Annotated in this window: 28 protein-coding genes and 1 riboswitch; of the genes, 14 read left to right on the top strand and 14 right to left on the bottom strand. The window is 71.2% G+C overall.

All coding sequences use genetic code 11. The features are described from left to right. Nucleotides 1-9: 9 nt before the first annotated feature. Nucleotides 10-207 carry a sulfur carrier protein ThiS gene (thiS, locus tag H6A23_RS10470; protein ID WP_204832117.1) on the bottom strand — a complete coding sequence of 66 codons (198 nt, stop codon included), beginning with the start codon at nt 205-207 and terminating at the stop codon, nt 10-12. Nucleotides 208-216: 9 nt separating this feature from the next. Further along, nucleotides 217-1,578 carry a phosphomethylpyrimidine synthase ThiC gene (thiC, locus tag H6A23_RS10465; RefSeq protein ID WP_286165955.1) on the bottom strand — a complete coding sequence of 454 codons (1,362 nt, stop codon included), beginning with the start codon at nt 1,576-1,578 and terminating at the stop codon, nt 217-219. Further along, nucleotides 1,570-1,682: riboswitch (TPP riboswitch) on the bottom strand. It overlaps the preceding gene by 9 nt. Nucleotides 1,683-1,940: 258 nt before the next feature. On the opposite strand from thiC, the gene H6A23_RS10460 reads away from it, so the two are divergent. The 4 genes from H6A23_RS10460 to H6A23_RS10445 are packed head-to-tail and all read left to right on the top strand — an operon-like array spanning nt 1,941 to nt 3,906. Further along, the gene (locus H6A23_RS10460) at nt 1,941-2,156 is read left to right on the top strand and encodes a hypothetical protein (RefSeq protein WP_204832115.1); all 216 of its coding nucleotides are present in this window, start codon (nt 1,941-1,943) and stop codon (nt 2,154-2,156) included. Beyond that, nucleotides 2,157-2,306, top strand: a complete 150-nt coding sequence (locus tag H6A23_RS10455) for a hypothetical protein (protein WP_204832114.1) — start codon at nt 2,157-2,159, stop codon at nt 2,304-2,306. It abuts the gene before it with no gap. Next, nucleotides 2,290-3,144: an ABC transporter ATP-binding protein gene (locus H6A23_RS10450; protein WP_204832113.1), complete on the top strand. Its 855-nt coding sequence runs from the start codon at nt 2,290-2,292 to the stop codon at nt 3,142-3,144. Before H6A23_RS10455 ends, H6A23_RS10450 begins: the two co-directional genes overlap by 17 nt. After that, nucleotides 3,145-3,906, top strand: a complete 762-nt coding sequence (locus H6A23_RS10445) for a hypothetical protein (protein WP_204832112.1) — start codon at nt 3,145-3,147, stop codon at nt 3,904-3,906. Nucleotides 3,907-4,128: 222 nt separating this feature from the next. Here H6A23_RS10445 and H6A23_RS10440 read toward each other — a convergent pair whose 3' ends face one another. Next, a complete protein-coding gene (locus H6A23_RS10440) occupies nt 4,129-5,805 on the bottom strand; it encodes a hypothetical protein (protein ID WP_204832111.1) in 1,677 nt (558 codons plus the stop codon). Nucleotides 5,806-5,810: 5 nt separating this feature from the next. Then, nucleotides 5,811-6,566, bottom strand: a complete 756-nt coding sequence (locus tag H6A23_RS10435; protein WP_204832110.1) for an ABC transporter ATP-binding protein — start codon at nt 6,564-6,566, stop codon at nt 5,811-5,813. A gap of 133 nt (nt 6,567-6,699) precedes the next feature. Here H6A23_RS10435 and H6A23_RS10430 point away from each other — a divergent pair, with 133 nt between their 5' ends. The 8 genes from H6A23_RS10430 (at nt 6,700) to H6A23_RS10395 (ending at nt 12,977) form a co-directional block, all read left to right on the top strand. Next, complete coding sequence (locus H6A23_RS10430; RefSeq protein ID WP_204832122.1) at nt 6,700-7,125, top strand: GntR family transcriptional regulator; 426 nt, start codon at nt 6,700-6,702, stop codon at nt 7,123-7,125. Then, the gene (locus H6A23_RS10425; protein WP_204832109.1) at nt 7,115-8,254 is read left to right on the top strand and encodes a DUF1648 domain-containing protein; all 1,140 of its coding nucleotides are present in this window, start codon (nt 7,115-7,117) and stop codon (nt 8,252-8,254) included. The genes H6A23_RS10430 and H6A23_RS10425 overlap by 11 nt, the downstream gene beginning before the upstream one ends. Nucleotides 8,255-8,309: 55 nt before the next feature. Next, a complete protein-coding gene (locus H6A23_RS10420) occupies nt 8,310-8,660 on the top strand; it encodes a DUF2200 domain-containing protein (RefSeq protein ID WP_204832108.1) in 351 nt (116 codons plus the stop codon). A gap of 281 nt (nt 8,661-8,941) precedes the next feature. After that, on the top strand, nt 8,942-9,310 hold the full coding sequence (locus H6A23_RS10415; protein WP_204832107.1) for a GntR family transcriptional regulator: 369 nt from the start codon (nt 8,942-8,944) through the stop codon (nt 9,308-9,310). A 34-nt stretch (nt 9,311-9,344) separates the two neighbouring features. Next, the gene (locus tag H6A23_RS10410) at nt 9,345-10,250 is read left to right on the top strand and encodes an ABC transporter ATP-binding protein (protein WP_204832106.1); all 906 of its coding nucleotides are present in this window, start codon (nt 9,345-9,347) and stop codon (nt 10,248-10,250) included. Next, nucleotides 10,250-10,975, top strand: a complete 726-nt coding sequence (locus tag H6A23_RS10405) for an ABC-2 transporter permease (RefSeq protein WP_204832105.1) — start codon at nt 10,250-10,252, stop codon at nt 10,973-10,975. The genes H6A23_RS10410 and H6A23_RS10405 overlap by 1 nt, the downstream gene beginning before the upstream one ends. Nucleotides 10,976-11,186: 211 nt before the next feature. Continuing rightward, on the top strand, nt 11,187-12,308 hold the full coding sequence (locus H6A23_RS10400; RefSeq protein WP_204832104.1) for a hypothetical protein: 1,122 nt from the start codon (nt 11,187-11,189) through the stop codon (nt 12,306-12,308). 93 nt (nt 12,309-12,401) lie between these two features. Beyond that, nucleotides 12,402-12,977, top strand: a complete 576-nt coding sequence (locus tag H6A23_RS10395; protein WP_204832103.1) for a nucleoside-triphosphatase — start codon at nt 12,402-12,404, stop codon at nt 12,975-12,977. Between the two features lie 96 nt (nt 12,978-13,073). Here the strand turns inward: H6A23_RS10395 and H6A23_RS10390 are convergent, their stop codons facing one another. The 9 genes from H6A23_RS10390 to H6A23_RS10350 form a co-directional block, all read right to left on the bottom strand. Next, complete coding sequence (locus H6A23_RS10390) at nt 13,074-14,183, bottom strand: ABC transporter substrate-binding protein (protein WP_353653064.1); 1,110 nt, start codon at nt 14,181-14,183, stop codon at nt 13,074-13,076. A 56-nt stretch (nt 14,184-14,239) separates the two neighbouring features. Then, the gene (locus H6A23_RS10385) at nt 14,240-15,019 is read right to left on the bottom strand and encodes an ABC transporter ATP-binding protein (protein ID WP_204832102.1); all 780 of its coding nucleotides are present in this window, start codon (nt 15,017-15,019) and stop codon (nt 14,240-14,242) included. Between the two features lie 60 nt (nt 15,020-15,079). Beyond that, nucleotides 15,080-16,120, bottom strand: a complete 1,041-nt coding sequence (locus tag H6A23_RS10380; RefSeq protein ID WP_204832101.1) for a FecCD family ABC transporter permease — start codon at nt 16,118-16,120, stop codon at nt 15,080-15,082. Beyond that, nucleotides 16,117-17,967 (bottom strand): selenium-dependent molybdenum cofactor biosynthesis protein YqeB, encoded by a 1,851-nt coding sequence (gene yqeB / locus H6A23_RS10375; protein WP_204832100.1) that lies wholly within the window; start codon nt 17,965-17,967, stop codon nt 16,117-16,119. Before yqeB ends, H6A23_RS10380 begins: the two co-directional genes overlap by 4 nt. A 193-nt stretch (nt 17,968-18,160) precedes the next feature. Further along, nucleotides 18,161-19,306 carry an aminotransferase class V-fold PLP-dependent enzyme gene (locus tag H6A23_RS10370; protein ID WP_204832099.1) on the bottom strand — a complete coding sequence of 382 codons (1,146 nt, stop codon included), beginning with the start codon at nt 19,304-19,306 and terminating at the stop codon, nt 18,161-18,163. A gap of 82 nt (nt 19,307-19,388) precedes the next feature. Continuing rightward, on the bottom strand, nt 19,389-19,640 hold the full coding sequence (locus H6A23_RS10365; protein WP_204832098.1) for a DUF3343 domain-containing protein: 252 nt from the start codon (nt 19,638-19,640) through the stop codon (nt 19,389-19,391). Between the two features lie 9 nt (nt 19,641-19,649). Next, nucleotides 19,650-20,300, bottom strand: a complete 651-nt coding sequence (gene yedF, locus H6A23_RS10360) for a sulfurtransferase-like selenium metabolism protein YedF (RefSeq protein WP_204832097.1) — start codon at nt 20,298-20,300, stop codon at nt 19,650-19,652. Between the two features lie 74 nt (nt 20,301-20,374). Further along, complete coding sequence (locus H6A23_RS10355) at nt 20,375-21,169, bottom strand: acyl-CoA dehydratase activase (RefSeq protein WP_353653063.1); 795 nt, start codon at nt 21,167-21,169, stop codon at nt 20,375-20,377. 9 nt (nt 21,170-21,178) lie between these two features. After that, on the bottom strand, nt 21,179-22,345 hold the full coding sequence (locus tag H6A23_RS10350) for a double-cubane-cluster-containing anaerobic reductase (RefSeq protein ID WP_204832096.1): 1,167 nt from the start codon (nt 22,343-22,345) through the stop codon (nt 21,179-21,181). 123 nt (nt 22,346-22,468) lie between these two features. Between H6A23_RS10350 and yqeC the strand changes: the two genes are divergently transcribed. Then, complete coding sequence (gene yqeC, locus H6A23_RS10345) at nt 22,469-23,152, top strand: selenium cofactor biosynthesis protein YqeC (RefSeq protein WP_204832095.1); 684 nt, start codon at nt 22,469-22,471, stop codon at nt 23,150-23,152. A 260-nt stretch (nt 23,153-23,412) separates the two neighbouring features. Further along, nucleotides 23,413-23,778, top strand: a complete 366-nt coding sequence (locus tag H6A23_RS10340; RefSeq protein WP_286165954.1) for a helix-turn-helix domain-containing protein — start codon at nt 23,413-23,415, stop codon at nt 23,776-23,778. A 352-nt stretch (nt 23,779-24,130) separates the two neighbouring features. Here H6A23_RS10340 and H6A23_RS10335 read toward each other — a convergent pair whose 3' ends face one another. Continuing rightward, entirely contained in the window at nt 24,131-24,517 is a 387-nt protein-coding gene (locus H6A23_RS10335; protein ID WP_204832094.1) for a Rid family detoxifying hydrolase, read from the bottom strand. Between the last annotated feature and the right edge of the window lie 13 nt (nt 24,518-24,530).

Genomic DNA, 24,530 nt, shown 5'->3' with positions numbered 1-24,530 from the left:
CCCCCGCCATCAGCCGCCCCCCACAAAGCGGACGACCTCGAGCGCATCCTCGGCCGTCAGCCGGCGGGCGTCGAACTCGGCACGGGGAAGGATCTCCCCGTTGAGCTCGCACGCCACGCGGGCGCGCTCGTATCCCATCTGCTCGAGCAGCTCGGCGACGGTCCGGCCGTCGGCCTCGGGCGCGGTCCTGCCGTTTATCTGTGCCATGGCAGTCCCCTATTCCAGGTCGAGGTCGATCGTGGTGCCCTCGAAGACCTTGTTCACCGTGCGGACGGCGCACATCTTGCCGCACATGGTGCAGGTCCCCTCCGTCGAGGCCGGCGAGGCCTCGTAGCGCGCGCGGGCCGTGTCCGGGTCGAGCGCGTAGGCCCACATCTCGTCCCAGGCCAGGCGGCGACGGGCGTCTGCCATGCGGTCGTCCGCCTCGCGCGCGCCGGGCACGCCCTTGGCGATGTCGGCCGCATGCGCCGCGATCCTGGTGGCGATGAGGCCGTCGCGCACGTCCTTGGCGTCCGGCAGGCACAGGTGCTCGGCCGGCGTCACGTAGCAGAGGAAGTCCGCCCCGGCGCTCGCCGAGATGGCCCCGCCGATGGCCGCCGTGATGTGGTCGTAGCCCACGCCCACGTCCGTCACGAGCGGCCCCAGCACGTAGTAGGGCGCGCCGTGGCAGAGGCGCTTCTCCATCACCACGTTGGCCGCGATCTCGCCCATGGCCATGTGGCCCGGGCCCTCGATCATCACCTGCACGCCCGCGTCCCAGGCGCGGCGGGCAAGCTTGCCGAGCTCGATCATCTCTGCCGTCTCCGCCGCGTCGTTGGCGTCGAAGAGGCAGCCCGAGCGGCACGAGTCGCCCAGAGAGATGGTCACGTCGTACTCGTGGCAGATCTTGAGCACCTCGTCGTAGTGCTCAAAGAAGGGGTTCTCGTTGCCCGTGACCTCCATCCAGCCAAAGAGGAGGCTCCCGCCGCGGGAGACGATGTTCATGAGGCGGCCGGTCTCCTTGAAGGTCTCGATCACGCGGCGGTTGATGCCGCAGTGGATGGTGAGGAAGTCCACGCCGTCCTCCGCGTGGGCGCACACCGTGGCGAGAAGGTCCTCGGCGGTGAGCTCCACGAGCGGCTTCTCCATGTAGCCGATGGCGTCGTACATGGGGACGGTGCCCACCATGAGCGGCGTGCGCGCGACGAGCTCCTGGCGGAAGAAGCGCGTCTTGCCGGAGTTGGAGAGGTCCATGATGGCGTCCGCGCCGTACTTCTCGGCCGTGCGGACCTTCTCCCACTCCATGCCGGCGTCCGCCACGTCCCCGGAGATGCCCAGGTTGACGTTGACCTTGGTGGAGAGGCCCTCGCCCACGCCACGCGGCACGAGGCCGCGCTCGAGGTGGCGGACGTTGGCCGGGATGGCGATGCGCCCCGCCGCCACGCCCGCGCGGATGAGATCCGGGTCGCGCCGCTCGGCCTCGGCCACGGCGCGCATCTCGGGCGTAACCTGCCCGGCGCGGGCGTAGTCGATCTGCGTGACGAGGTCCTTCTCGCCGCGCGGTGCCTGCCCGCTCGATTTCTCTACAGCTGTGCTCATGCGCAAGACTCCCTCCGTTGGCATTACCCATGTCAGGTTCCTCGGGTCGGGGCGGGCGCGCCCCCTCTCAGCCTGCCGTCCTGCAAGCTCCCCGCGCTATGCGATTGTCCGGCGGCAAATCGTCCGCCTGCGGGCAGTATAGCGCGCCGGGCGTGGGCGCGCGGCGACAATTCTCGGCGGCCGGGCGCGGGCGGGCGGCGCGGCGGCGCTCCTCTCGTGGCCCCCTATGCTCCTTTCGTCGTCTCCGCAGCTCCTGATGGTCAAATCCGCTTGTGGCGCCGCCCCGTGCGGGAGAGGATGGGGCCGTCAGCCAGGCACCCGGCGTCCGGCCGCGCACGCCGGGAGAGACGAAAGGACGCGCCATGACCGAACAGCAGATCGCCGAGCTCGTCACCAAGGCCCTGGGGCCCAACGCCCCGCTCACGCTGGAGCAGCTCTCCGTGCTCCTCATGGTCCTCGCCATCGCCACGGTGCTTCTCGCCATGGGCATGGGCTACCAGATCGCCCGCGTCGAGCGGCGCATCAGCGCCCTCGAGGCCGCGCTCGGCCGCGACGGCGCCGCAAAGGGGGCGATGTAGGTGGAGCCCGCGCTCTTCGGCGCGATCGTCATCGCGTGCTGCTTTGTCGCCGGCGTCTTTGAGACCGGCAGGCGCAAGAGGGGGAAGGGCGAGAAGGACGGGAGCGCGAAGGCTCCCCGGAAGGAGGGCGACGATGGCCGCGACGCATAGCCCCGTGCTCACGATGGAGGGCGTCTGCCTCTCCTTCGGCGCCAGGCGCGTGCTCGACGGGCTCACCTTCGCCGTGGCCCGCGGCGAGTGCTTCGGCTTTCTCGGCCCCTCGGGCGCCGGCAAGACCACCACGATCAAGCTCCTCACGCGCCAGCTCGCCGCGGACACCGGGCGCATCACGCTGTTTGGCAGGCCCATCGAGAACGCATCGGGCGCGGACTACGACCGCATCGGCATCCTCTCGGACACGAGCGCGCTCTACGAGCGGCTCTCCATAGAGGAGAACCTCAGGCTCTACGCGCGCCTGCGCGGCCGGGGCGAGCGCGGCATCCCGGCGCTCCTCGAGCGCGTGGGGCTCGCGCGGGACCGCGCGACGCTCGTGAAGAACTGCTCCAAGGGCATGCGCCAGCGGGCGGCCCTTCTCGCCGCGCTCGTCCACAGCCCGGAGCTCGTCTTCCTGGACGAGCCGACGAGCGGCCTGGACCCGGCGGCCCGCGCCGAGGTGCACCGAATGCTCGCGGAGCTTCGCCGCGCCGGGACCACGGTCTTTCTCACCACGCACGACATGGCGGAGGCCGAGGCCTGCTGCGACCGCCTGGCAATCCTCAACGAGGGGCGCATCGTGGCAACGGGCGCCCCAGCATCGCTTACCATGGAGCACGCGCGCAACCGCGTCGTGGTGGTCACGCGCACGCGCGGCACCGTCGAGCTCACGAAGGACGCCGCCGCGACCGACGCCGTGCGCGACCTCTTCGCCGCCGGCGAGGTGGCCTCCATCCACTCCGACGAGCCCGACCTCGAGGAGGTCTTCCTCGAGCTGACCGGAAGGGAGCTCTAGATGAACGCGACGCTTCGCAAGGTGGGCGCCCTTGCCGGCAAGGACCTCGCCGACCTCTTCAAGAACCCCACGATGCTCGTGGTGCTGCTCATGCCCATCGGCTTCATGCTGCTGTTCCGCCTCGTCATCGGGGACACCGCCGCCGACGCGGGGCTCACGGGCGCCGAGCTCGCCCTCGCCGAGGGACAGATCGGGACGTTCCTGCTGGGCTCCGGGCTCTGCATGAGCGTGGGCATGGTCGCCTCGATGACGCTCATCTACGGCATCGCCGAGGAGAAGGAGCGGCACACCCTGCGCACCCTCATGCTCGCCAACGTGAGCGCGGGCGAGGTCGCGGCCTCCAAGGGCGGCGTGGCGCTGGCGGCGGTGGTGGCCGTGGGCGCGGCATGCTTCGCCGTGGCGGGAGGCGAGCCGGGGCTCCTGCCGGCGTACCTCGCGCTCACCGCGCTGGGAGCCGTGCCCGTGGTGCTGGTCTCGCTCGTGCTGGGGCTGGCCTCGCGCGACCAGATGACGGCCGGCTTCTACAGCGTGCCCGTGCTGCTTCTGGCCCTCGTGCCCACCTTCGGGATGGTGAGCGAGGCCGTCGAGGCCGCGGCCGCGCTGAGCCCGCTCGGGGGCGTCTGGGACCTGCTCGGCCTCGCCGCGGGCGGGCGCCTCCTCACGGCGGACGCGCTCGCGCCGCTGGCCGTGACGCTCGCGTGGGTCGTCGCCGGGGCGGCGGTCTTCGCCGCGCTCTACCGCAGGCTCGCGCGGGACAACTAGGGGCGCCCGGCGCCGGGGCGCGCTGGTGCCCACGGCCCCGCGCGGCGGCCACTTCCTCGTTCCGGCGCCCCGCGCCTCGCCGGTATCCCACCGGCACGGGCGAATATCAAATCTGGCCGCGGCCTTTTGGCAGTTTCGGGCCTCCTGGAGTACCCCAAATGGCCAAAAGGCCGCGGCCAGATTTGATGCGAGAAGTGCGGGCGAGAAGGACCTCGGCCCAGCTCACGCCTCCCAGCCGGGGGCCGGGAGCCCCCGCCGTGCGACGGCGCGGAGCAGCGCCAGGCCCGCCGCGGCCACGGCGATCGGGACCGCAAGGTTCACCGCCACGGAAGCCCACGCGCCACACGCCCCGCACGCCGTCACGGAGAGAAAGCCGCAGACCAGCGCGACGGCGATGCCGCCGAAGACGCCCGCCGTCATGGGCAGGCCGCGCTTGACGACCTCGGCCGGCGCGGTCCAGGCGAGGTTGGGGCGCGCCGCGTCGAGGGAGAGCGCGACCGCAGCGAGGCCCGTGAGCAGGCCGAGCGCGGCCACGGCGCACTGAAGCACCAGCAGCGGCGCCATGCCGCCCACAAGCAGCGCCACGGCGGAGACCGCCACGGCCGCCCCGCCCAGAACGAGGTTGGCGAGCAGCTTGGACGCCAGCACGGTCCCCGCGCCCACCGGCGCCGTGAGCATGAGCCAGGACGCGCGGCCCTCGAGCGAAACCGAGGGCCCCGCCGTGAGCGACATGGCGCCGCAGAGCCCGAAGGCCCAGGGCAGCGCCGCGTCGATCTGCCCGCGCATCGCCGCGAGCGTCTGCGCGTCGAGCCGCACCCCGTTGACCACGCCGGACGCGAGCAGCGCGTCCACCCCGAGGGCCGCCACCGCGACCGCGGCCACGACCATGAGGATCATCCCCACGCAGCAGTTCATCGCGTAGAAGGGCATGGAGCCGATGCGCCGCAGCTCCTTGGCCGTGAGGGCGGCAAGCGGGGTCGCGGCGGACCCGGCCTCGACGGCCCGGCGAGCGGGGCGGCGCGGCCCGGACGTGGCCACGGCGTTCGCGGACGGGTAGCAGGCCGCAAGCCCCGCGGTCACGACGGCCGGCAGCGCGAGCGAGAGCGCCGCGAAGGCGGCGAGCCCCGCGACCGAGCCCTCCCCCACCGCCGCCGCGACCCAGGCGGCCGGCGGGTACGTGGACGCCACGGCGGCAGAGAGCGCGGCCGCAACGTCACCCATCGCCATGAGGGCAGCCGCGTCGTCCTTCTCGCCAAACGCCCCGCCGAGCGCAAGAGAGCCCGCCACCACGCCCGCCACCAGCAGCACCGAGAGCACGAGCTGCACCACCCCCGCATGCCGGAACCGCACGGACAGCGCCGTGAGGGCGAGCGAGGCCAGCGTGGCCACGGCCGCCGGCGCAAGAGGCGCCAGCAGCGCGCAGAGCAGCGCGGCGGCAGCGGCCGCCGGCGTCGGCGTGACCGCCGAGAAGTACGCCGCGTAGAGGGGCGCCGCCAGCAGCGCGGAGAGCGCGACGCCAAACCCGTAGAGCGGCGCCGTCCGCGCGAGCACCACCGTGCGCACGCTCACCGGCAGCGCCGCCACGAGGTCGTAGTCACGGCAGCCGAAGACCGTGCCGGGCGCCTTCACAAAGACGAGCGCCACCGAGGCGAGCGAGCCCGCGAGCGCCGCGAGCGCGGGAATGGCCCCCGCGGCGCCGGCGGCGACCATGCCAAAGCCGAGCGCCCCCAGGTAGAGCACGGCCACCCCGGCGATGAGGGCAACGAGCGTCGCCGCGAGGGCGGCGCGCGCCCAGCCCGAGCCGCGCCGGACGCCAAGGCCGTAGAGCAGGGCGCGCACCTGCAGGGAGAGCAGCGGGCCGAGCGAGCGGCCGGCGGAGGAGGAGGTCCTGGGCGTCACGGCGCTCACCTCGTCCTTCTCGTCGGCGTGGCCACGGCAGCGCTCTGGCCGTCCACGAGCTCGAGGAACACGTCTTCGAGCGAGTCCGAGCCGCGCACCTCGTCGGTGGGGCCCGAGGCCACGAGCTCGCCCGCGCGGATCACGGCCACGGTGTCGCAGAGCCGCTCCACCACCTCGAGCACGTGGGACGAGAAGAACACCGCGCCCCCGGCGTCCGCGCGCTCGCGCAGGATGGCCTTGAGCTCGTGGGAGGCCGAGGGGTCCAGGCCCACGAAGGGCTCGTCCAGCACGAGGAGCGCGGGGTCGTGCAGGAGCGCCCCTGTGAGCACGAGCTTCTGGCGCATGCCGTGGGAGTAGGCGGAGACCGGGTCGCCGAGGGCGCCCTCGAGCTCCAGGCGCCCCGCGAGCTCGCCCACGCGCCGGCGGCGCTCGGGGCCCGAGACGCCAAAGACGTCCGCGATCAGGTCCAGGTGCTGCATGCCGGTGAGGAAGTCGTAGACGTCCGGGTTGTCCGGCACGTAGGCCATCTGGCGCTTGGCGGCCACGGGATCGGCCCAGACGTCCATGCCGCAGACGCGCACGGTGCCTGACGTGGGCGGCTGCGCGCCCACGACCGAGCGGATGAGCGTGGTCTTGCCGGCTCCGTTGTGGCCGATGAAGCCGCAGATCTCGCCGGGCGCCACCGCGAGCGAGAGGTCGCGCACGGCGACCTTGCCCCGGTACTCCTTCCGGAAGTGGCTGACCTCGAGCACGCGTTCCATGTCTCCTCCTTCGCACCGTTGCCTAAAAGGGGGCAGTCCCCTTTTAGGCAATTTCTGCTATATCTGATCTATAACAGATGGCGGGTACTATACCCCTTTGGCGCGCGCTCTGCTATAGTTCGGATAGAACACAATTCCTTCACGTGAAAGGCGGGCGCCCACGGTCATCACGGTCGACAAGCTCTCCGAGACGCCGCTCTACCTGCAGCTGCGCGATGCCGTCATAGCCGGCATCGCCGCCGGTGAGCTTCGCCCCGGCGACGCCCTGCCCTCCGTGCGCTCGCTCGCCGAGGATCTGGGCATCAACCTGCACACCGTCAACAAGGCCTACGCGACGCTGCGCGACGAGGGCTACGTCATCATGCTCGGCCGCCGCGGCGCCTACGTGGCGGACGCCCCCGCCGACCCGGCCGCCGGCCTCGACGCCACCGCGCTGACGGCCGCGCTCGCCAAGCTCGCCACCGAGTTCAAGGCCTCCGGCGGCACGCGCGGCGCGTTCCTCGCCGCCGCGACCCGCGCCGCGGCAGGCCTGCCGGAGGGAGAGAGCCATGCCCGCTGACGCTGCCTTCGGCATGTCCGCCGAGCTCACCGCCCAGGTCACGGGCATCGCGATGGCGCTTCTCACCCTGCTCGCGGGGGCACTCCTGGCCGCCGTCCCCTGGCTCGGACGCCGACGCGAGGCCTTTGCCGTGACCGTGCCCGAGACCGCGCAGAAAGACCCGCGCATCGCACGCATGCGGCGCATCTACCTCGTGGTTCTTCTCGCCGTTTCGGTGGCCTCGGCGGTGGCCGCCTATCTGCTCGTCCGCTCCGCCGACCCGCTCGTCTTCTCCGCCGTGGTCTGCGCGCCCGTGCTCGCGGGCTTTCTCCTCATGCTCTTCTTCCGCTCCCGCGTGCAGGCCATCAAGCGTACCGAGGGCTGGGAGGCCCGCGGCATGCGCGCCGCCGCCGTGGCGGGCGCGGCCGAGAAGAACGCGCCCCGGCCGCTCCCCCTCACCTGGGACCTCCTCTACCTGCCCGTCATCCTGGCCACGCTGGCCATGACCGTGGCGCTCTACCCCGGCATGCCGGACCCGGTGCCCGTGCACTTTGACGCGGCGGGCGTGGCGGACGACTATATGGCCAAGGGCTGGCAGGTCATCGCCATGCCGCTGGCCGTGCAGGCGTTTCTCGCCCTCTCGCTCACCGCGGCCCACTGGCAGGTGCTCCGCAGCCGCCGGCCCGCCGCGCCGGAGAACCCGACGGCCTCCGCGCTGGCCTATGGGATGTTCGCCCGCGCGCAGAGCGTTGCGCTGCTGGTCACAGGCCTTGTGATCGTGGCGTCCATCGCCCTCATGCCGCTCTCCTTTGCGGGCGTGGTGACGTCCGCGCAGTCCCTGGTGGCGCTGCTCGTGGTCTGCGTGGCGGCGATTGTCCCCAACGTGGGCATCTCGCTCGTCTACGGGCAGGCGGGCTCCAGGCTCCTACGCCGCATGAGCGCCGCCGGCGAGCTGGACTTCGACGACGACGCGCACTGGCGCCTCGGCGTCTTCTACGTCAACCGCGAGGACCCCTCCCTCGTGGTGCCCCGGCGCTTTGGCGTGGGCTGGGCCATGAACTGGGGCAACCCGCGCACGTGGGGGCTCGTCGCGCTCTTCGTGGCGGCGGTCGCGGCGTTTGTGGTGGGGCTGGAGGCCCTTCTCGCCTAGTGCCCGCTGCCTCATAATGGCCCCGAGCAGATGCAAGCCGGCCGGAGGAGGCACCATGGCGCGCAGGTCAATCGCCGAGCTCTCGTTCTCGCAGGTCTACCCGCTGCTGGTGCAGAAGGCCGAGCGCAAGGGCCGCACGCGCGCGGAGGTGGACGCCGTCTGCTGCTGGCTCACGGGCTATGACGAGGCGGGGCTCGCCCGGCAGCTCGGGCGCGAGCTCACGTACCGGGAGTTCTTCGACGAGGCGCCGGCCATGAACCCCCGCCGCACGCTCATCACCGGCAAGGTCTGCGGCGTGGACGTGGCCACCATCGAGGACCCGGTGGAGCAGAACGCGCGCTACCTGGACAAGCTCGTGGACGAGCTCGCCCGCGGCAAGGCGCTGGAAAAGGTGCTGCGCGGCTAGGGAAGCCGGTCGCGGGCCTTCCCCCACACCGGCGTCGCAGGCTGCCCGGCTCGTCGTGACGCGCCCGCAGGGACGGCGGCGGCGTGCGGCCCTTTCCGGACCTTTTTCCAAATCCCTCTTGCACTGTGTATATGTGAGTATATACTGTATTTATCGGGTATACACGGTATATCCGGAGGGGAGAAGCGAAGACGTCCGCGGCTCCCCGGCCGCCGAGGGGGGCGCCCCGGAGCGGCAGACCCCCGAGGGGACGCCCGCGGGGCGAGAAGGAAGGACACGACTTGGACATCATCATCTCAAACTCGAGCGGCAAGCCCATCTACGAGCAGATCACGGACCAGATCAAGGCCGCGATCGTGACGGGCCAGCTCAAGGAGGGCGAGCAGCTCCCCAGCATCCGGGCCCTCGCCAACAGCCTGCGCGTGAGCGCGATCACCACCAAGCGCGCCTACGCGGACCTGGAGGCCACAGGGCTCATCGAGACCGTGCAGGGCAAGGGGAGCTTCGTCGCCGGCGGCAACGCCGAGCTCATCCGCGAGGAGCAGCTGCGGGAGGTCGAGGAGCTTCTCGCCCGCGCCGTGGAGCGGGGGCGCGCGATGGGCCTCACGAACGACGAGCTCTCCGAGATGCTCACCCTGGTACTGGAGTAGCGCGAGAAGAACCTCGCGCAGAAAGGACGTCAGCATGAGCGCAGACATCGCCGGCGGCACCCTCATCGAGGCCCGCGGGCTCACCAAGCACTACGACGGCTTCTCCCTCGAGGGCGTGGACCTCACCGTGGGCGAGGGCGAGGTCGTGGGGTTCGTCGGCCAGAACGGCGCCGGCAAGTCCACCACCATCAAGGCCCTTCTCGGCCTCTTCCCCGTGGACGGCGGCGAGGCGCAGGTGCTCGGCACCCCGAGCGCCGAGCTCTCCCGTCCCTCCGGTGCCGCCACCAAGGAGCAGGTCGGCGTGGTCTTTGACGCCATCTCGCTCCCAGAGCACCTGCGCGTGGCCGACGTGGGCCGCATCTACGCTCGTGCCTTTGCCACCTGGGACGCTCACCGCTTCTCTCGCCTGACCGCCGAGCTCGGCCTGGACGCGAAGAAGACCGTCAAGGAGCTCTCACGCGGCATGGGCATGAAGCTCAGCCTGGCCTGCGCGTTTGCCCACGACGCGCGCCTGCTCATCCTGGACGAGGCCACGGCGGGCCTCGACCCGATGGCGCGCGACGAGGTGCTCGACCGCCTGCGCGACTTCGTGGCCGAGCCGGGCCGCGCCGTCCTCATGAGCAGCCACATCACGAGCGACCTCGAGCGCATCGCGGACCGGATCGTGTGCATCGACGCCGGGCGCATCGTCTTTGACCTGCCCAAGGACGCCATAACCGACGAGATGGGCATCGCGCGCTGCCGCGTGACCGACCTCGAGCGCGTGGCGGCGAGCGGCGTCATCCCGGAGCGCGACCTGCGCTACCTGCGGCACGACTACGGCATCGACCTGCTCGTTCCCGACCGCTTTGCCTTTGCCGAGAGCTTCCCGGAGATTCCGGTGGACCGCATGACCATAGACGACTACCTCACGCTCACCCTGAAGGGCGGTGTCCGATAATGAAGCGCGCATACCTCATTGAGATGACCATCTTTCGCGACTACGCAAAGCAGCTCGTAGGACTGGGTTTTTTCGTGAGCCTGTGCATCGGGCTGGGCATGCAGACGCCGCTTGCGATGCCGGCCACCCTCACCTGCATGTTCTTCATGATGGGCTCGATGGGCCTGGCTGCCTACGACGAGCTCAACCACTGGGGGCTCTTCCGCCTGACGCTCCCGCTCTCCCGGCGCGACGTGGTGCTCGGCCGCTACGGCGCCATCGTGACGCTGGGGCTCATGGGCATGGTCGTGGGCGTCGCAGGCGCGCTGGTCTCCATGGGCGTGATGAGCGCACTGGGAATCGGTGGGGAGGTAGGCGAGGCGTTTTCGTTTGACGCGGAGCTCATGGGGCCGATGCTCTTCGTGACGAGCTTCACCCTGCTCATCGGCTCCGTGGTGGCAAGCGTCGTGACGCCGCTCTACTTCCGCCTGGGCCAGACGCGCGCCACGCAGATCCTGCCCACGGTGATCGTGCTGCTCTTCGTGGTGCCGGTGGCGGTGCTGGGCAACAGCGGCATGCTCGACGGCGGAATCCCGGGGCAGGACCTGCTCTCCGACCTGCTCACCGCGCTGGAGACGCCGGAGGGCATGGTCTGCGGCGTGGCGGCGTGCGTGGCGCTGGCCGCGGCGGCGCTGGCAATCTCTGCCGCGGCCTCCCTGAAGCTCTACGAGAAGCGCGAGCTGTAAAGAGGGGACGGGTCATTTCTCTCAGAGAATTTGGGACAGGTCTCGGGGGCGCCCCGGGGCCTGTCCCTTTTTCTCTGAGGGAAATAACCCGTCCCCACTCGCAGCCCCCAAGGTACGGGCTTTGTAAGGGCCATGCCGGCAACCCTTCAGATAATGGAGGGGGGACATAGACTGGGGGCATCTCAGGCCCGTCAGAAAGGAGTCGGACCACATGCCGCCCTCGCTTTCCCAGCTGCTCATGGCCTGGGGCGTCCCCGTGGGATACCTCGCCCTGTGCATCATCACGAAGCTCATAAGCGCACGACGGGCGCAGCACGTCCCCGACGACCTTGCACCGACGGCCAAGGTGCCCGACCTCCACCCCGTGCTACTCGGCGCGCTTCGGTATCACCGAGAGATGGACATCAGAAGCGAGCGAAGGGCCTGCCAGGTCGCGCTCGCAGGGCTCGTCAGCCTGATGGGACGCGGTAGCGTCACGTTCGAGGAGAGAGCGGCCGCGGATAACAAGGCGGACGAGGAGGACGGGCCGGTCGCCACGGGCGGTCGGTCTCGCCGGGAGCGCACGCGCCGCTCGACCGACCAGCAGTCCAGCGCCTTCGGGGCGGGTCTCTGGGTTGACGTGCGCACGCGGGAGCTGGCCCCCTACGACCGCGAGGCGGTCGAGCTCATGATGCCGGAGGGCGCCAGGAGCGCGAGCATCGCGGAGCTGTGCGGCCGCATCGACTCCGGGGACAGCTATCGCCCGCTCCAGAGGTTCCTCGGACGGTTCTCTGGCGACCTGTTTGCCGCGGGGCTTGCGCGAAGCCCCAGCATACTCAGCCAGATCGTGTTCAGCGGCCCCGTCACCGTCCTCTCGGTCCTCTGGTGCCTCTTCGGGTCGGCGGCGGCGGGCCTGCAGCCGTCGCCCGCGTTTGCCCCCACCGCCTGCGCCCTCATGCTTGCCATCATGGTCTGCCGCGCCGTCCTCGTCGACCTGGGTCCCCGGCTCACGCCGACCGGCGCCCAGTTCCTCGGCCAGGCAAACGCCAACGTGCGCTGGGCGGAGGGCGCGGCTCGCGGGGACTTCGATCCTGCCCGTGACCTCGCGCCCACCGACACGGCGGGGCTTCTCGCCGTACTTCTCGCCATGGGATGCCCCGCGGCTGCCTCCGACCTGGCCGACCAACTCGCTCGGGACGGGTACGAGAGGCGTGACGATGCACCCGGCGCGGCGTCGGCGGTGCGGTTCTGCGCCCGGCGCACCTACATCGAGACGTCGTCGATGCGCGAGGACCTCTCCCCCGCATGGCTTCTCATCAAGAAGGTGGGGGACCTCGCCAGAAGCATGTCGTGAGGCAACCAGATGGGGACGGGTTATTTGTCTCAGAGACAAATAACCCGTCCCCATCTGTCATCATGTCCTCCAGGACACTCATGGGAGGGCGGCATGCTGTTCATTCTCACCGGCGGCATCCGGACGGGCAAGACCACGTGGCTTGCGGCGCGCGTGCGCGAGCTCGAGGCGGCGGGCGTGCCCGTGCGCGGCGTGCTCGCGCCCGGCGTGTGGCGCGGCGGCGAGAAGCTCGGGATAGAGAACGTGCTTCTGCCCTCGCGCGAGCGGGTCCTTCTCGCCACGCCGACCGAGGCGGGACCGTCCTCCCTCGGCCTGGGCTGGGACTTCGACCCGGCGGCGCTCGCGCGCGTGAACGCGCACCTCGCCAGGCTGGCCGTCGCGGGAGGCGAGAAGGACGCGCGCGCCGGGCTCCTCGTCATTGACGAGGTCGGCCCGCTCGAGCTGCGCCGCGGCGCAGGGCTCACCGCGGCGCTCGAGCTGCTCGCCGCCGGCCCCGGGCCCGCCTGGCCGCATGCGCTCGTGGTCGTGCGCGCGGCGCTGGCCGACGAGGTGGCCGCGCGCCTCAGCCCCGTCTGGGGCGAGCCCGCGCTTCTCAGCCCCAACGAGGCCGACGCGCGGCGGCTGCGCGAGCCCCTCCTTGCGATGTCTCGGCAGCCGCGCCAAAATTAATCCGCCCCCTGGCGCTCTCTGCGAGCGTTTTCCCAGTTGAACTTTTCCAAAGGGACTCAGAGGGCGGATTAATTTTGTGCCGCGCCCAGACGCCCGCTACTTCCGCACGGCACCCTCCGTCAGCGTGTCGTACTCCTCGTCCGTGAGGTCGTGGCCGTAGAAGAGCCGGTAGTACTCCCCCACCACGTCGCGCAGGTCGTCGTCGAAGCGGCCCGGGTAGCACAGGCGCGCGTACCACTGGACCCCGAGGACCTGGTTCACCCCGACCGGGGAGGACACCCAGTTGTACGGCACGCTCGGCACCCGGTAGTAGTTGCCGGACTTGATCGCCGCGAGCTCCGCCCAGGCGGGGTCGTCGCCCACGGTGTCATAGATTGAGTCGGCGGAGAAGACGATGAGCTCGGGGTCCCAGAGCGCGATCTGCTCGAGGCTGACCTCGCTGCCCTTGCCGCTGGAGGACGGGTTGTCCACCACGGCCACGTTCTCGGAGCACAGGTCGATGACGCCGGACTGGAACCCGCCGTTCGGCATGGCGTTGGTGCCCGTCTCGCCGAGCAGGTACGCGGCCGTGGGGCGCTCGTCCGCGGGGACCTCCGCCAGGACGCCCTCGACCTCGGCCACGGCGCTGCGGCAGTAGTCCGCGAGCTCGGCGGCGCGCTCCGAGCCCAGGATGTCCGCGAGCTGCTCGTAGAGGGGGGCGTAGGAGTCGAGCGTGGTGGAGTCGAGGTGCACGCACGGGATGCCGATCTGCTCCTGCAGCGCGTCCAGCTCCTCGGCGAGCGCGTCCTTGGGCTCCCCGACGTCGACGATCAGCTGCGGCGCGGCGGCGGCCACGGCCTCCTTGTTGAAGTCGCCCTTGCCGCCGTAGATCTGGCCGAACACGGGCAGGTCGGCGAGGTCCTCGCCGAGATAGGCGAGCTGCTCGGGCGTGAGCTCGGTGGCAAGGCCGACCATCCTCTCGGGCGCCACGCTCAGGAGCACCTGCTGCGCCACGGGACCGGACGCCGCGATGCGCTCGACCTCGGCCGGGATCTCCACCTCGCGCCCGAGCGAGTCCGTGACCGTGCGCGTGGCGGCCTGCTCCGCCGCAGGCTGCTGACCGTCGGGCTGCTGACCGGAATCCTCCGCAGGCGCACCGGCGCATGCCCCAAGCGACACCGCCACCGCAAGCGCCGCAACTGCCGATAGGAACGTCCTTCTCTTCACTTCTTCTCCCTTCCCGATGCCTAAAAGGTGCCTAAAAGGGGACAGGCCCCTTTTGATCACTTCGTCATGTCCAGGGGCACGCAGGCGCGCGCCCGGTCTCCGTGGAGCGAGCTCACCTCCACGGGCAGGCCGTAGAGCTCGCTCAGGAGCGGCCCGGTGATGACCTCGGCCGGCGGCCCGCACGCGCGGACGCGCCCGCCGTCGAGCGCGAGCACCGTGTCCGCGTAGAGATAGGCCAGGTCGGGTGCGTGCGTGGACGCGATCACCGAGAGTCCCTCGCGCGCGAGCCTACGCACCACCGCCATCACGCGCGCCGTGTTGCCAAAGTCGAGCGCGCTCGTGGGCTCGTCCATCACAATCGAGCGCGCGTCCTGTGCGATGGCGCGGGCGATAAGGACGAGCTGTCGCTCACCCCCTGAGACCTGCATGAAGCTCCGGTGCGCGAGGTGCGCCATGCCCACGCGCTCGAGCGCCTCCTCGGCGCGGGCGCGCTCGGCCGCGCCCGGCGCGCGCAGCGGCCCCAGGCGCGATGCCGCGCTCATGAGCACCACGTCGATGACCTCGTAGTCAAAGACCTGCGCGTGGCTCTGCGGGACAAAGGCCATCTCGCGGGCGCGCTCGGCAACGGAGAGCTCGTCGAGCGGCCGGCCGTTCACGAGGATGGTCCCCGCGCGCGGGCGCTCGAGGCCCAGGATGCAGCGGAAGAGCGTGGTCTTGCCCACGCCGTTGGGCCCGAGCACGCACGCGAGCTCGCCGTCCGCGACGGAGAGGTCCACGCCCTCGAGGACCGCGTGGTCGCCGTAGGAGAAGCTGAGGCCGGAGATCTCAAAGCTCATGTCAGCCGCGCCCCCTCTCGCCCGCCGCGGAGCCGGGGCGCCAGGTTCTTCTCGCCCGCATCAGCCGCGCCCCCGCTTCACGATGAGCCACAGGAAGAACGGCGCGCCCACCACGGACGTGAGGATGCCAATGGGGATCTCCGACGTGAGCGCAAGGCGCGCGATGTCATCCACCACCAGGAGAAACGTGGCGCCCGCGAGCATGCTGGCCGGCAGGAGGCGCCGGTAGTCGCTGCCCACGAGGCCGCGCGCGAGGTGCGGCACCACGAGCCCCACCCAGCCGATGAGCCCGGAGACCGCCACGCTCGCCGCGGTCACGAGCGCCGAGAAGAGCACGGCCACGGCGCGCACGCGCGGGGCGTTCACGCCCATGGAGAGCGCCTCGTCGTCGGACATCGTGAGGACGTTGAGGCGCCAGCGCATGGCCATGAGGCCGGCAAGGCCCACGGCGATGGGGCCCGCCGCCAGCGCGAGGTCGGCCGTCTTGGCGCCGGTGAACGACCCGAGCAGCCAGAACGTGATGGCCTGCAGCTGGTTGGACGGGTCGGCCACGAGCTTGGTGTAGGAGACGCCGGCCTCGAAGAGCGACTTCACCATGATGCCGGCGAGCACGGTGACAAGGATCCGGTTGCCGCGCGCACGTCCGCTCACCAGCAGCACGATCCCCACCGCGGCGAGCGAGACGACAAAGGCGGAGCCGGAGATCGCGAGCGAGCCGGCGCCCGCGAGGATGGCCAGGCACGCGCCGAAGGCCGCCCCCTGCGACGCGCCGAGGAAGTCCGGCGAGACCAGGGGGTTCTGGAAGATGCCCTGGAACGCGGTGCCGGCGGCCGAGAGGCTCGCGCCCACGAGGATCACGAGCAGGATGCGCGGCAGGCGGACGTTGAAGAAGAGCGTCTCCTGCTGCGCGGAGAAGTCGCCGAGGCCGGGCGCCACGCGGGAGAGCAGGAGCTCGAGCGCGTCCGCCGGGCCGATGGGGTAGCGGCCGAGCGCGAGCGAGGCCGTCACCGCAGCCACGAGCAGCACGCCGAGAAGGACGATGATGCGCCCGGGGTGCCTGCGGGCGAGCGTGCGGACGGGGCTGTGGGCGGGGGCGCTCATGCGCGCTCGCCCTTCCCCGGGCCCTCGCCGCGACGCTCGGCGCGGCGCCGGACGAGCTGCGCCACGATGGCGAGCGCGATCTCGGCGGGCGTGACGGCGCCGATGGCAAGGCCTATGGGCATGGCCACGGCCTCGACGCGCTCGGCCGGCAGGCCGGCGGCGGCGAGATGCTCGCGCGCGAGGGTGGCCTTGCGGGCGCTGCCGATGCAGCCCACGAAGGCGGGCTGGGGCTCGCGCGAGAGCACGGCGAGAAGAACCGCCTCGTCGTGGGCGTGCCCGTGCGTGAGCGCCACGACCGAGTCGCGCGGCCCGATGGCGGCGTCCCTGGCCAGGTCGCCGAACGCGCCGCAGGTCACGGTGGTTGCGTGCGGCAGGTTCTCGCGCGTGGCGAGCTCCGGGCGGTCATCGTAGACGTGGACCTCAAAGCCCGCCTGCGCCGCCAGCCCCACGAGCGCGGCGCCCACGTGCCCAGCGCCGAAGACGTGCAGGCGGCTCGGGGCGACGACGGGCTCGCGGTAGGTGGCGCGCTCGTCATCCCAGGTCGGGGCGGAGAGACGCGCGGCGGGGCCGGCCTCGATCGTGGGCGCGGCGGCGTCCGCCCAGCGCTCCGTCACGCAGGCGGGCTCGTCGCGCAGGAGCGCGTCACGCACGGCGAGAAGAACGGGCAGGTCATCGGCCGTGAGCGCACGCACGGCGAGCAGCGCGTCGCCGCCGCAGGCCATGGCGTCGCCGGTGTGGTACCACTCGAGGCTCGGCGCGCCGCCCGTCTGCGCCGCACGGGCGCGCCCGATGGCGAGCTGCTCGATGGCGCCGCCGCCGACGGTCCCGATGAGCGCGCCGCTTGCGAGGACGGCCAGGCGCGCGCCCTCGTGGCGCGGCATCGAGCCGCTCGTGGCGAGCAGGCTCGCCAGCCCCACGCGCCGCCCGGCCGCAAGCTCCGCCGCGAGCGCGGAGACGAAGCCCTCGTCGGAGAGCGAGCCGTTGACGGGGCGAGCGTTCTTCTCGGTCGGCACGTTCTTCTCACCCGACGCGTTCTTCTCACCCGACGCGTTCTTATCGCCCGCTGCGCCCGAGAGCGCGAGAATCGCCTCGAGCACGCCCCCGCCCACGGCCAGCGCCTTGTCCGACGCCGTGCGGATGTACTCCGGGCGGCAGCGCGGGTCCACGTCGCCGCACTTCATGCCCTCGTGCACGGGCACGCCCGCCTGCAGGAGCCCCCGCACCACGCCGTCGATCGTCGCGCGCATGGGCTCGCCGGCCACCGTCGCGCAGACGTCGCCGGCCGCCACCTCGGCACCGATCTCCACGCGGGGCTCGAAGGTGCCGTCCGCGGGAGCCCGCATCACACGCTCGCCCGCGTAGCCGCCGATGAGCCCGGGCACCGCCGTGTTGGGGATCGGCGAGCCCTCGTAGTAGACGCGCCCCAGGTAGTGGCCGCGCATGGTCTCCACCGCGGCGTCGCAATCCTCGCGCGCGGTGAAGCCGGGGCCCACGCCAATGACGACGGGCGCCAGGTCGCGCGTGGTGCCGAGGTTGCGCTTGGCGAGAATGGCGTCCACCAGCGCGTCGGGCGCGAGGTCGCGGACGCACGCGGCCTCGGGGTCCACGAGCACGGCCACGTCTCCGGCCGCCACGGCCGCGCGCGCCGCGGCAGCGTCCGCGCACAGCACGCCGCGCACGCCCTCCACGCGCGTCTCGCCCAGGCGGATGGCCTCTGAGAAGCACACGGTGCGCCGGATGGACGTGGACACCGCGAGGTCGCACATCACGACTTGCATGCCCGCGCGGAAGAGGCGCAGCGCAATGCCCGACGCGATATCCCCCGCCCCGCGAATCACGACCAACATGAATCGCCAACCTCCTCGTCAGCGTTATTTTTTTAAAAGCATAACGATGGCTACGGCCATCCGATTCCAACTAGTTAGTCTAGCTCACAAATAGTTTGGTCAGTCACGACACCCGGCCAAACGGCACCGTATCCCTGCCGGACGGCAAAATGGGAATGGGTTAAAGCGTGCTGCTCTTTTTAACCCGTCCCCATTATGCAGAGAGCTCTCGCAATGCGGAGACGGCGGCGTCCACCTCGTCCTTCGTGGTGAACCAGCCGCAGCTCAGGCGCACGATGCCCTGCCGCTCGGTCCCCAGGGCGCGATGCATGAGCGGCGCGCAGTGGGCGCCTGCGCGGCACGCTATCCCCCAGCCCGAGGCCAGCGCGTCGGCCGTCTCCGCCGAGTCCAGCCCCTCCACGTTGAGCGCCACGATCGAGCCGCAGCGCTCCGGCGCCACAGGCCAGCCGCCGTACACAACGACGCCCGGCACGCCGGCCACGCCCTCGTAGAGCCGCCGCGCCAGCCCGTGCTCGCGCGCGCCCACCGCCGCGGGCCCGCCGTTCCCCTGGATGAACGCGACGCCCGCCGCAAGGCCGGCCAGCCCGTGCGCGTTGAGCGTCCCCGCCTCCATCCGCGTGGGCCACTCGAGCGGGTGCCGTCGCTCGAAGGAGCGCACGCCGGAGCCGCCCTCGGCCCACGGCCGCACGTCCACGCCCTCCGCCACCGCCATGCCGCCCGTGCCCTGCGGACCCATGAGGCCCTTGTGCCCGGTAAAGCACACCACGTCGATGCCCATGGCGGCCATGTCCAGCGGCACCGCACCCGCCGTCTGCGACGCGTCCACCAGGCAGAGCGCCCCCACCGCGTGCGCGATCTTCGCCACGCGGGCCACGTCCACGAGGTTGCCCGTCACGTTGGACGCGTGCGTCACCGCCACGAGGCGCGTGCCCGGCGCGACCAGCCGCTCAAGGTCAGCCAGGTCGAGAAGCCCGTGCTCGTCGCAGCCGGCATACGCCACCTCGACGCCCCGCTCGTCCGCCAGCCGCGCGAGCGGGCGCAGCACGGAGTTGTGCTCCAGCACCGTCGTGACCACGCGGTCGCCCGGCCCCACCAGGCCCGAAATCGCGGCGTTCAGCGCCGCCGTCGAGTTGGCCGAGAAGCACACGTGGTCCGCGCGCGGGCAGCCCAGGAGCGCCGCCATGGCCTCGCGGCAGCGCAGCACCGCGCGACCGGCGTCGAGCGCGCCCGCGGACGCCCCGCGGCCGGCGTTGCCGAGCGAGCCCATCGCGGCCACGACGGCGTCTGCGACCTCCCGCGGCTTGCGTATCGTCGTCGCGGCGTTGTCCAGGTAGATCATCGGCCCCACGTCCTTCTCGCCCATGAGTCAAAGGGGACAGTCCCCTTTTGCACTTGCCTAAAAGGGGACAGTCCCCTTTTGCTCATCGGAACTCAAGCAGCTCGATTACCGTCATCGCCTCCACGGGCACACCGTCGGCGGCCAGCGCCGCGGCCAGCTCGTCACGGGCCTCGGGTGCGGTCTTCCACGCCAGGCCGCACCCGGCCGAGATCTGCCCCGGCACCGGAATCATCCGCCCGCCGAGGCCGCCCCGCTGGCAGCACTCCTCGCATGACAGCGCCGCCGCCGTGGTGGGAAACGTCACCACCAGGGACGGCTCGCGCACGCGCGCCACCGCCGGCCCCTACGGCCGCACCACGAGGCTCGCCTGCGTGAGCCGCTGCGCGATCACGTACATGTTGGTGACCTCACCCACGGCGAGCGTGTCCGCGATGCCGTAGTGGTCGAGGCAGGTGCCGCAGGTGAGCACCTCCACGCCGGAGGCCGCAAGGCCCCGCAGGTCCTCGAGCGCCGCCGAGCCCTCGCAGCTGAGGTGCGCGCCGCCGTTGTAGAGCAGCACGGTCGCGGGCAGCTCGTCGAGCTGCGTGAGCGAGTAGACGAAGCTCCCCATGAGCTTCTTTCCCAGCACGTCGTCCCCGGTGCCCATGCACTCGGAGGTGATCGCCACGACCACGCGGCGCGGAGAGGCCGCCGCGGACGGCGCGCCCGGCGCCGGCACCTCGCACGTCGCCGACTCGGCCTCCGCGTCGCTCACACCCAGCGCGACGGACGTGGACACGGTGACGCGCCACTCCTTCTCGCCCAGGCGCTCGCTCGCCACCGCGCAGCCCTTGCCCTCGCCCATGCGCGTGAGGTTCTGCACCGCGATCTCGTTGTCCACGAGCGTCTCCACGCTGCCCGGGCCCGCCAGCACCGCGAGCGCCTTGAGGGTCCGCACCACGGGGATGGGGCACGCCTCGCCCCGCGCGTCGATCGTGAGGGTCGTCTCTGCCATGTTCTCTCCTCTCGGCCCCTCCCGGGGCCCGTCAAGCGCGGACGAGAAGGACCTCGGCCTGCGCCTCATACAGCCTACTCCAGCTCCAGCGCCATGAGCGCCGCGCCGAGGGCGCCGGCGTAGCGCGCCTCCGGGCACGTTGTCACGGGAGCGCCGATCCGCTCTCCCAACAGCCCCACCACGTAGTCGTTGTCGCAGAGCCCGCCCGTAAGATAGTACGGCCCCGCGCCTCCCGCGGAGCCCACGAGCGCGGCCACGCGTCCCACCACGCTCTCGATCACGCCGCGCGCGATGTTCTCGCGCGGCTCGCCGCGGCCCACGAGACTGATGACCTCGCTTTCCGCGAACACGGTGCACATGCTTGAGATCTGCGTCGGCTCGCCGTCGCGCGCCAGCGCAGACAGCTCGTCGTGCCTCACGCCCAGCCGGTCCGCCATAACCTCCAAGAAGCGACCCGTGCCCGCCGCGCACTTCTCGTTCATCACGAACTTGAACACGCGGCCGCCGCGCAGACGGATGACCTTGGTGTCCTGTCCTCCCACGTCAATCACGGTGCCGTCAGGCCCAAAGAGGCGCGCGGCGCCGCGCCCGTGACACGTGATCTCGGTCACGACCTTGTCCGCATACGGCACCGCCACGCGCCCGTAGCCCGTCGCCACCACGCGCGCGCCGAGCGTGCAAAAGTGACTGTCCCCTTTCCACGCCTCGCGGGCGCGCTCGGCGGCGTCCACGCTGGAGAAGCCCGTGGGCATGAGCTCGGTGCGCACGAGTTCGCCGGCGGCATCGACCACGGCGACCTTCGTTGCCGTGGAGCCGATGTCGACGCCTATGCCCATGCGCCCGGGCGGCGCGTCCTTCTCGCACACCACCACGACCCCCTAGAGCGTCTCAATGAAGGCGGCGATGCGCGTCCCGAGCTGGCCGAGGTCGCCGGAGGAGTAGTCGGTCTCGATCTTCATGTACGGCACGCAGGCCGCCTCCACGGCGCGCTCCATCCGCGCCGCCTCCACGTTGAAGGTGTGGCAGGCCGTGAGCACGCACTCGATGACTCCGTCCACGCGGTACTTCTCGATCATCTCGCGCGTGGCGACGAAGCGGCCCTCATTGGGGGTCATGACCGAGCAGTTGATCTTGAGGTAGCGCTCGGCGATCGCGCGCAGGATGTCCGGCGCATCCTCGTCCACCATGAAGCGGTTGGTTCGCTCCCCGGAGCAGTCGTCCTCGCAGACCACCACGCCGCCGTTCTTCTCTATCGTGGCGCCCACCTTGTTGATGACGCCGCCCACGGGACAGCCGGTGATGAGGATGCGCTTGGCCCCCACGCTGATGGGGCTGCCGCCCGCCTCGGCCTCCGCCCGACGCTGCGCGCACAGGCGCTCGAGGCTCTCCACGTACGCGCGCACGTCGAAGTTGAACGTGCCCGCGAACATCGTGCTCATGAGCTCCACGCCGCTCATCGCCGGCGGCACGCTCTGCTGCAGGTCGTAGAGGGCCAGGATCGCTCGACGCAGGCGGTTGCGCAGGCGCGCGGCATCGCGCAGGGCGTCGTCGGTAATCTGGATGCCGTAGAGCCGCCCGAGCGTCTCCTTGAGGCCAACGACCTCCCGGTACCAGCCCTCGCGCTCGTGCTCGCGCGAGCGGCCCTGCGGCAGGTGCAGCACGTAGGTGGGCTTGAGCTCGTCCAGCAGCTCGTACATCTTCTTCTTGCCGTCGCAGGTGGTCTCGCCCACGATGAGGTCGCTGAAGTGCGTGAACGGGCACTTCTGCGAGTACGCGAAGCCATAGGTCGACTTGACGAGCGGGCAGAGGTTGGCCGGAAGGACCTCCTCGGCAGCGGGGATGACCTCGTCGGAGGTGCCGCAGAGCCCCACGCCCGAGGCGCCCGCGGCGTCAATCACCTCGAGCGGCGTATAGCTGCAGAGGTAGCCCACCAGGCGGCCGCCCGCCTGCTTGAAGTCCTTGACCTTGAGGAAGCTCTGGCGGCGCTGCTCGTTGAACTCCTCGAAGGTGCGCGGGAGCTCGAGGGCTGCAGTGGGGGCGGTCATGGGTCCTCCTGTCGGTCCGTGGTCCATCCAGCGAGTTTGGTCACCAAACAAAGAGTAATCTCTCGTTGTAGTTTTGGAACTCCAATGACCCCGAGCGGTAGGATTGCTTCGAGGAGGTGCGCCATGGAACTTGCCAGGCTGCTGCGCGTGGAGCGCGGCGTGACGTCGGTGATAGGCAGCGGCGGCAAGACGTCGCTGCTGGCGGCGCTGGCCCGTGAGCTGCCGGGCACGGTCGTGCTCACCACCACGACGCACGTGCGGCCGTTTGCGGGCGTGACGACGCTCGACGGGGGCGACGCGGGCGCGGTTGCGGCCACGCTCGAGCGAGAGCGCGTCGTCTGCATCGGCTCGCCGGGCGGCGAGAAGGACCGCGCCGCCGACAAGCTCGCGGCAGGAGCGCTGGGGCCCGCGGAGCTGGCGGAGCTCGCGGACTACGTGCTCGTGGAGGCCGACGGCTCGCGCGGGCTGCCTCTCAAGGCGCACGCGCCGTGGGAGCCGGTGGTGCCGGCGGGGTCCTCGCAGACGATTCTCGTCGTTGGGGCGAGCGGCTTCGGCCGGCCCGTGCGCGAGGCGGCGCACCGCCCCGAGCGGTTCTGCGAGCTCGCCGGGTGCGCACCGGGCGACGTCGCCGCGCCCGAGCTCGTGGCGTGCGTGATCGCCGCCGAGGGCCTGGCCACGCGCGTGCTGGTAAACCAGGCGGACACCGACGAACTTCTCGCCCGCGCACGCGAGCTCGCACGGCGGCTTGACGTCCCCGCGGTCGCGGGCAGCCTGCGCGCCGGGCGGCTTGTGGAGCTTTGTGGCTGAGCCCCGGGCGAGCTGGGATGAAGGGCGGTCCCTATCGTTGCCCAGGCTATTTATCCGCACGTGGTTCATCGAAGGCAGCAGAATCGCAGTCGGCAGCCATCGACATGTCGTCAAATGCGGATTATTTCTCGTTGCCACTCGGAGCACCCGCCCTTCGGCGCGCCGCAACCGAAGCGCAACCGCACGTTGCGCGATAGGTGCTGTCCGCAACCGGGCGGCAGCGCTACATTTGGCTCAACGTTACGGGGAGAGGAGCGGAAATGATTCTAGGATTTGGGCCCACCGAGATGGTCATGGTACTCGTCTTCTGCCTGTTCCAGGCACTCCCCTGGATCCTCTTCACCGTGGTGTGCGTCCTCGCCATCCGCTGGTTCGTCCGGCAGGACCGCCCGCGCAAGGACCCGGAGTCGGTGGCGGTGCGCCGCTCGCTCGCCGAGGTGCTGCGCTCCCACCGAGAGCGCTGCAAGATGACGCAGGAGTTCGTCGCCGAGAAGATCGGCGTGAGCCGCCAGGCCGTCTCGAAGTGGGAGTCCGGCGCGTCGGAGCCCAGCACCACCAACCTCGTGAAGGTCGCCCGCCTCTACGGCGTCGACCCCGCCGACCTCCTGCGCGAGGTGGAGGCCTAGGCGAGAAGGTCCGACGCGGCGCGCAGGGAGGGACGCACTTCTCGCCCGCACTTGGGAGTGCGGGCAGTCAGCGCGTCTCAACACAACAAGTGCGGTCACCCACCCGACGAATCCCATCGAGTGCCCCATCCGACCGCCTCCAAGCCCGCACTCCCAAGTGCGGGCAACAAGTGCGGGCTCCCACGTGAGGCTTTAACGACAAGTGCGAGCAACTGACACGGGCAACACCCCACACCTCTCGGCACCTGAGGACCCGAAACGGCGAGCGCCGGGCGACTTCCCAAGCGGGAGCTTCTCGAAGAGCACTTCCGCGTGGAAATCGCCCGGCGCTCCATCACCGGCGAGACCCTGCCTACAGGTAGGCCACGGCCTTGATCTCGACCTTGGCGGCCTTGGGCAGCGCGGCCACCTCGAAGGCGGCGCGGCTGGGGTAGGGCGCCTCAAAGAACTCGCCGTAGACCTCGTTCATGGCCGCGAAGTCGGCGATGTCGTCCAGGAGGACGGTGACCTCGGCGACGTCGGCCATGGAGGCGCCGGCGGCCTCGAGGATGTTCTTGACGTTGGTGAGGCTCTGGCGCGTCTGGGCCTGGATGTCGTCGCCCGCGAACTCGCCGGTGGCCGGGTCGATCGGCAGCTGGCCGGACACGTGGATGGCCTTGGTGGCCGGGGCCGCCACGGCCGCGGAGTAGGGGCCGAGCGCCGCGGGCGCCTTGTCGGTGACGATTGCCTCGAGTGCCATGTTCTTCTCCTTC

It is taken from the genome of Olsenella uli, from assembly GCF_016900775.1.
GTDB classification, from domain to species: Bacteria; Actinomycetota; Coriobacteriia; order Coriobacteriales; family Atopobiaceae; genus Thermophilibacter; species Thermophilibacter uli_A.
The sequence above is the reverse complement of the archived record's forward strand: the minus strand, read 5'-3'. Positions and strand labels throughout refer to the sequence as shown.

Bases quoted from the DNA above. Each gene is read 5' to 3' on its own strand.
- thiS (WP_204832117.1), bottom strand. From the start codon at position 207: ATGGCACAGATAAACGGCAGGACCGCGCCCGAGGCCGACGGCCGGACC.
- thiC (WP_286165955.1), bottom strand. From the start codon at position 1,578: ATGAGCACAGCTGTAGAGAAATCGAGCGGGCAGGCACCGCGCGGCGAG.
- H6A23_RS10460 (WP_204832115.1), top strand. From the start codon at position 1,941: ATGACCGAACAGCAGATCGCCGAGCTCGTCACCAAGGCCCTGGGGCCC.
- H6A23_RS10450 (WP_204832113.1), top strand. From the start codon at position 2,290: ATGGCCGCGACGCATAGCCCCGTGCTCACGATGGAGGGCGTCTGCCTC.
- H6A23_RS10445 (WP_204832112.1), top strand. From the start codon at position 3,145: ATGAACGCGACGCTTCGCAAGGTGGGCGCCCTTGCCGGCAAGGACCTC.
- H6A23_RS10435 (WP_204832110.1), bottom strand. From the start codon at position 6,566: ATGGAACGCGTGCTCGAGGTCAGCCACTTCCGGAAGGAGTACCGGGGC.
- H6A23_RS10425 (WP_204832109.1), top strand. From the start codon at position 7,115: ATGCCCGCTGACGCTGCCTTCGGCATGTCCGCCGAGCTCACCGCCCAG.
- H6A23_RS10420 (WP_204832108.1), top strand. From the start codon at position 8,310: ATGGCGCGCAGGTCAATCGCCGAGCTCTCGTTCTCGCAGGTCTACCCG.
- H6A23_RS10410 (WP_204832106.1), top strand. From the start codon at position 9,345: ATGAGCGCAGACATCGCCGGCGGCACCCTCATCGAGGCCCGCGGGCTC.
- H6A23_RS10405 (WP_204832105.1), top strand. From the start codon at position 10,250: ATGAAGCGCGCATACCTCATTGAGATGACCATCTTTCGCGACTACGCA.
- H6A23_RS10400 (WP_204832104.1), top strand. From the start codon at position 11,187: ATGCCGCCCTCGCTTTCCCAGCTGCTCATGGCCTGGGGCGTCCCCGTG.
- H6A23_RS10395 (WP_204832103.1), top strand. From the start codon at position 12,402: ATGCTGTTCATTCTCACCGGCGGCATCCGGACGGGCAAGACCACGTGG.
- H6A23_RS10385 (WP_204832102.1), bottom strand. From the start codon at position 15,019: ATGAGCTTTGAGATCTCCGGCCTCAGCTTCTCCTACGGCGACCACGCG.
- H6A23_RS10380 (WP_204832101.1), bottom strand. From the start codon at position 16,120: ATGAGCGCCCCCGCCCACAGCCCCGTCCGCACGCTCGCCCGCAGGCAC.
- yqeB (WP_204832100.1), bottom strand. From the start codon at position 17,967: ATGTTGGTCGTGATTCGCGGGGCGGGGGATATCGCGTCGGGCATTGCG.
- H6A23_RS10370 (WP_204832099.1), bottom strand. From the start codon at position 19,306: ATGATCTACCTGGACAACGCCGCGACGACGATACGCAAGCCGCGGGAG.
- yedF (WP_204832097.1), bottom strand. From the start codon at position 20,300: ATGGCAGAGACGACCCTCACGATCGACGCGCGGGGCGAGGCGTGCCCC.
- H6A23_RS10350 (WP_204832096.1), bottom strand. From the start codon at position 22,345: ATGACCGCCCCCACTGCAGCCCTCGAGCTCCCGCGCACCTTCGAGGAG.
- yqeC (WP_204832095.1), top strand. From the start codon at position 22,469: ATGGAACTTGCCAGGCTGCTGCGCGTGGAGCGCGGCGTGACGTCGGTG.
- H6A23_RS10340 (WP_286165954.1), top strand. From the start codon at position 23,413: ATGATTCTAGGATTTGGGCCCACCGAGATGGTCATGGTACTCGTCTTC.
- H6A23_RS10335 (WP_204832094.1), bottom strand. From the start codon at position 24,517: ATGGCACTCGAGGCAATCGTCACCGACAAGGCGCCCGCGGCGCTCGGC.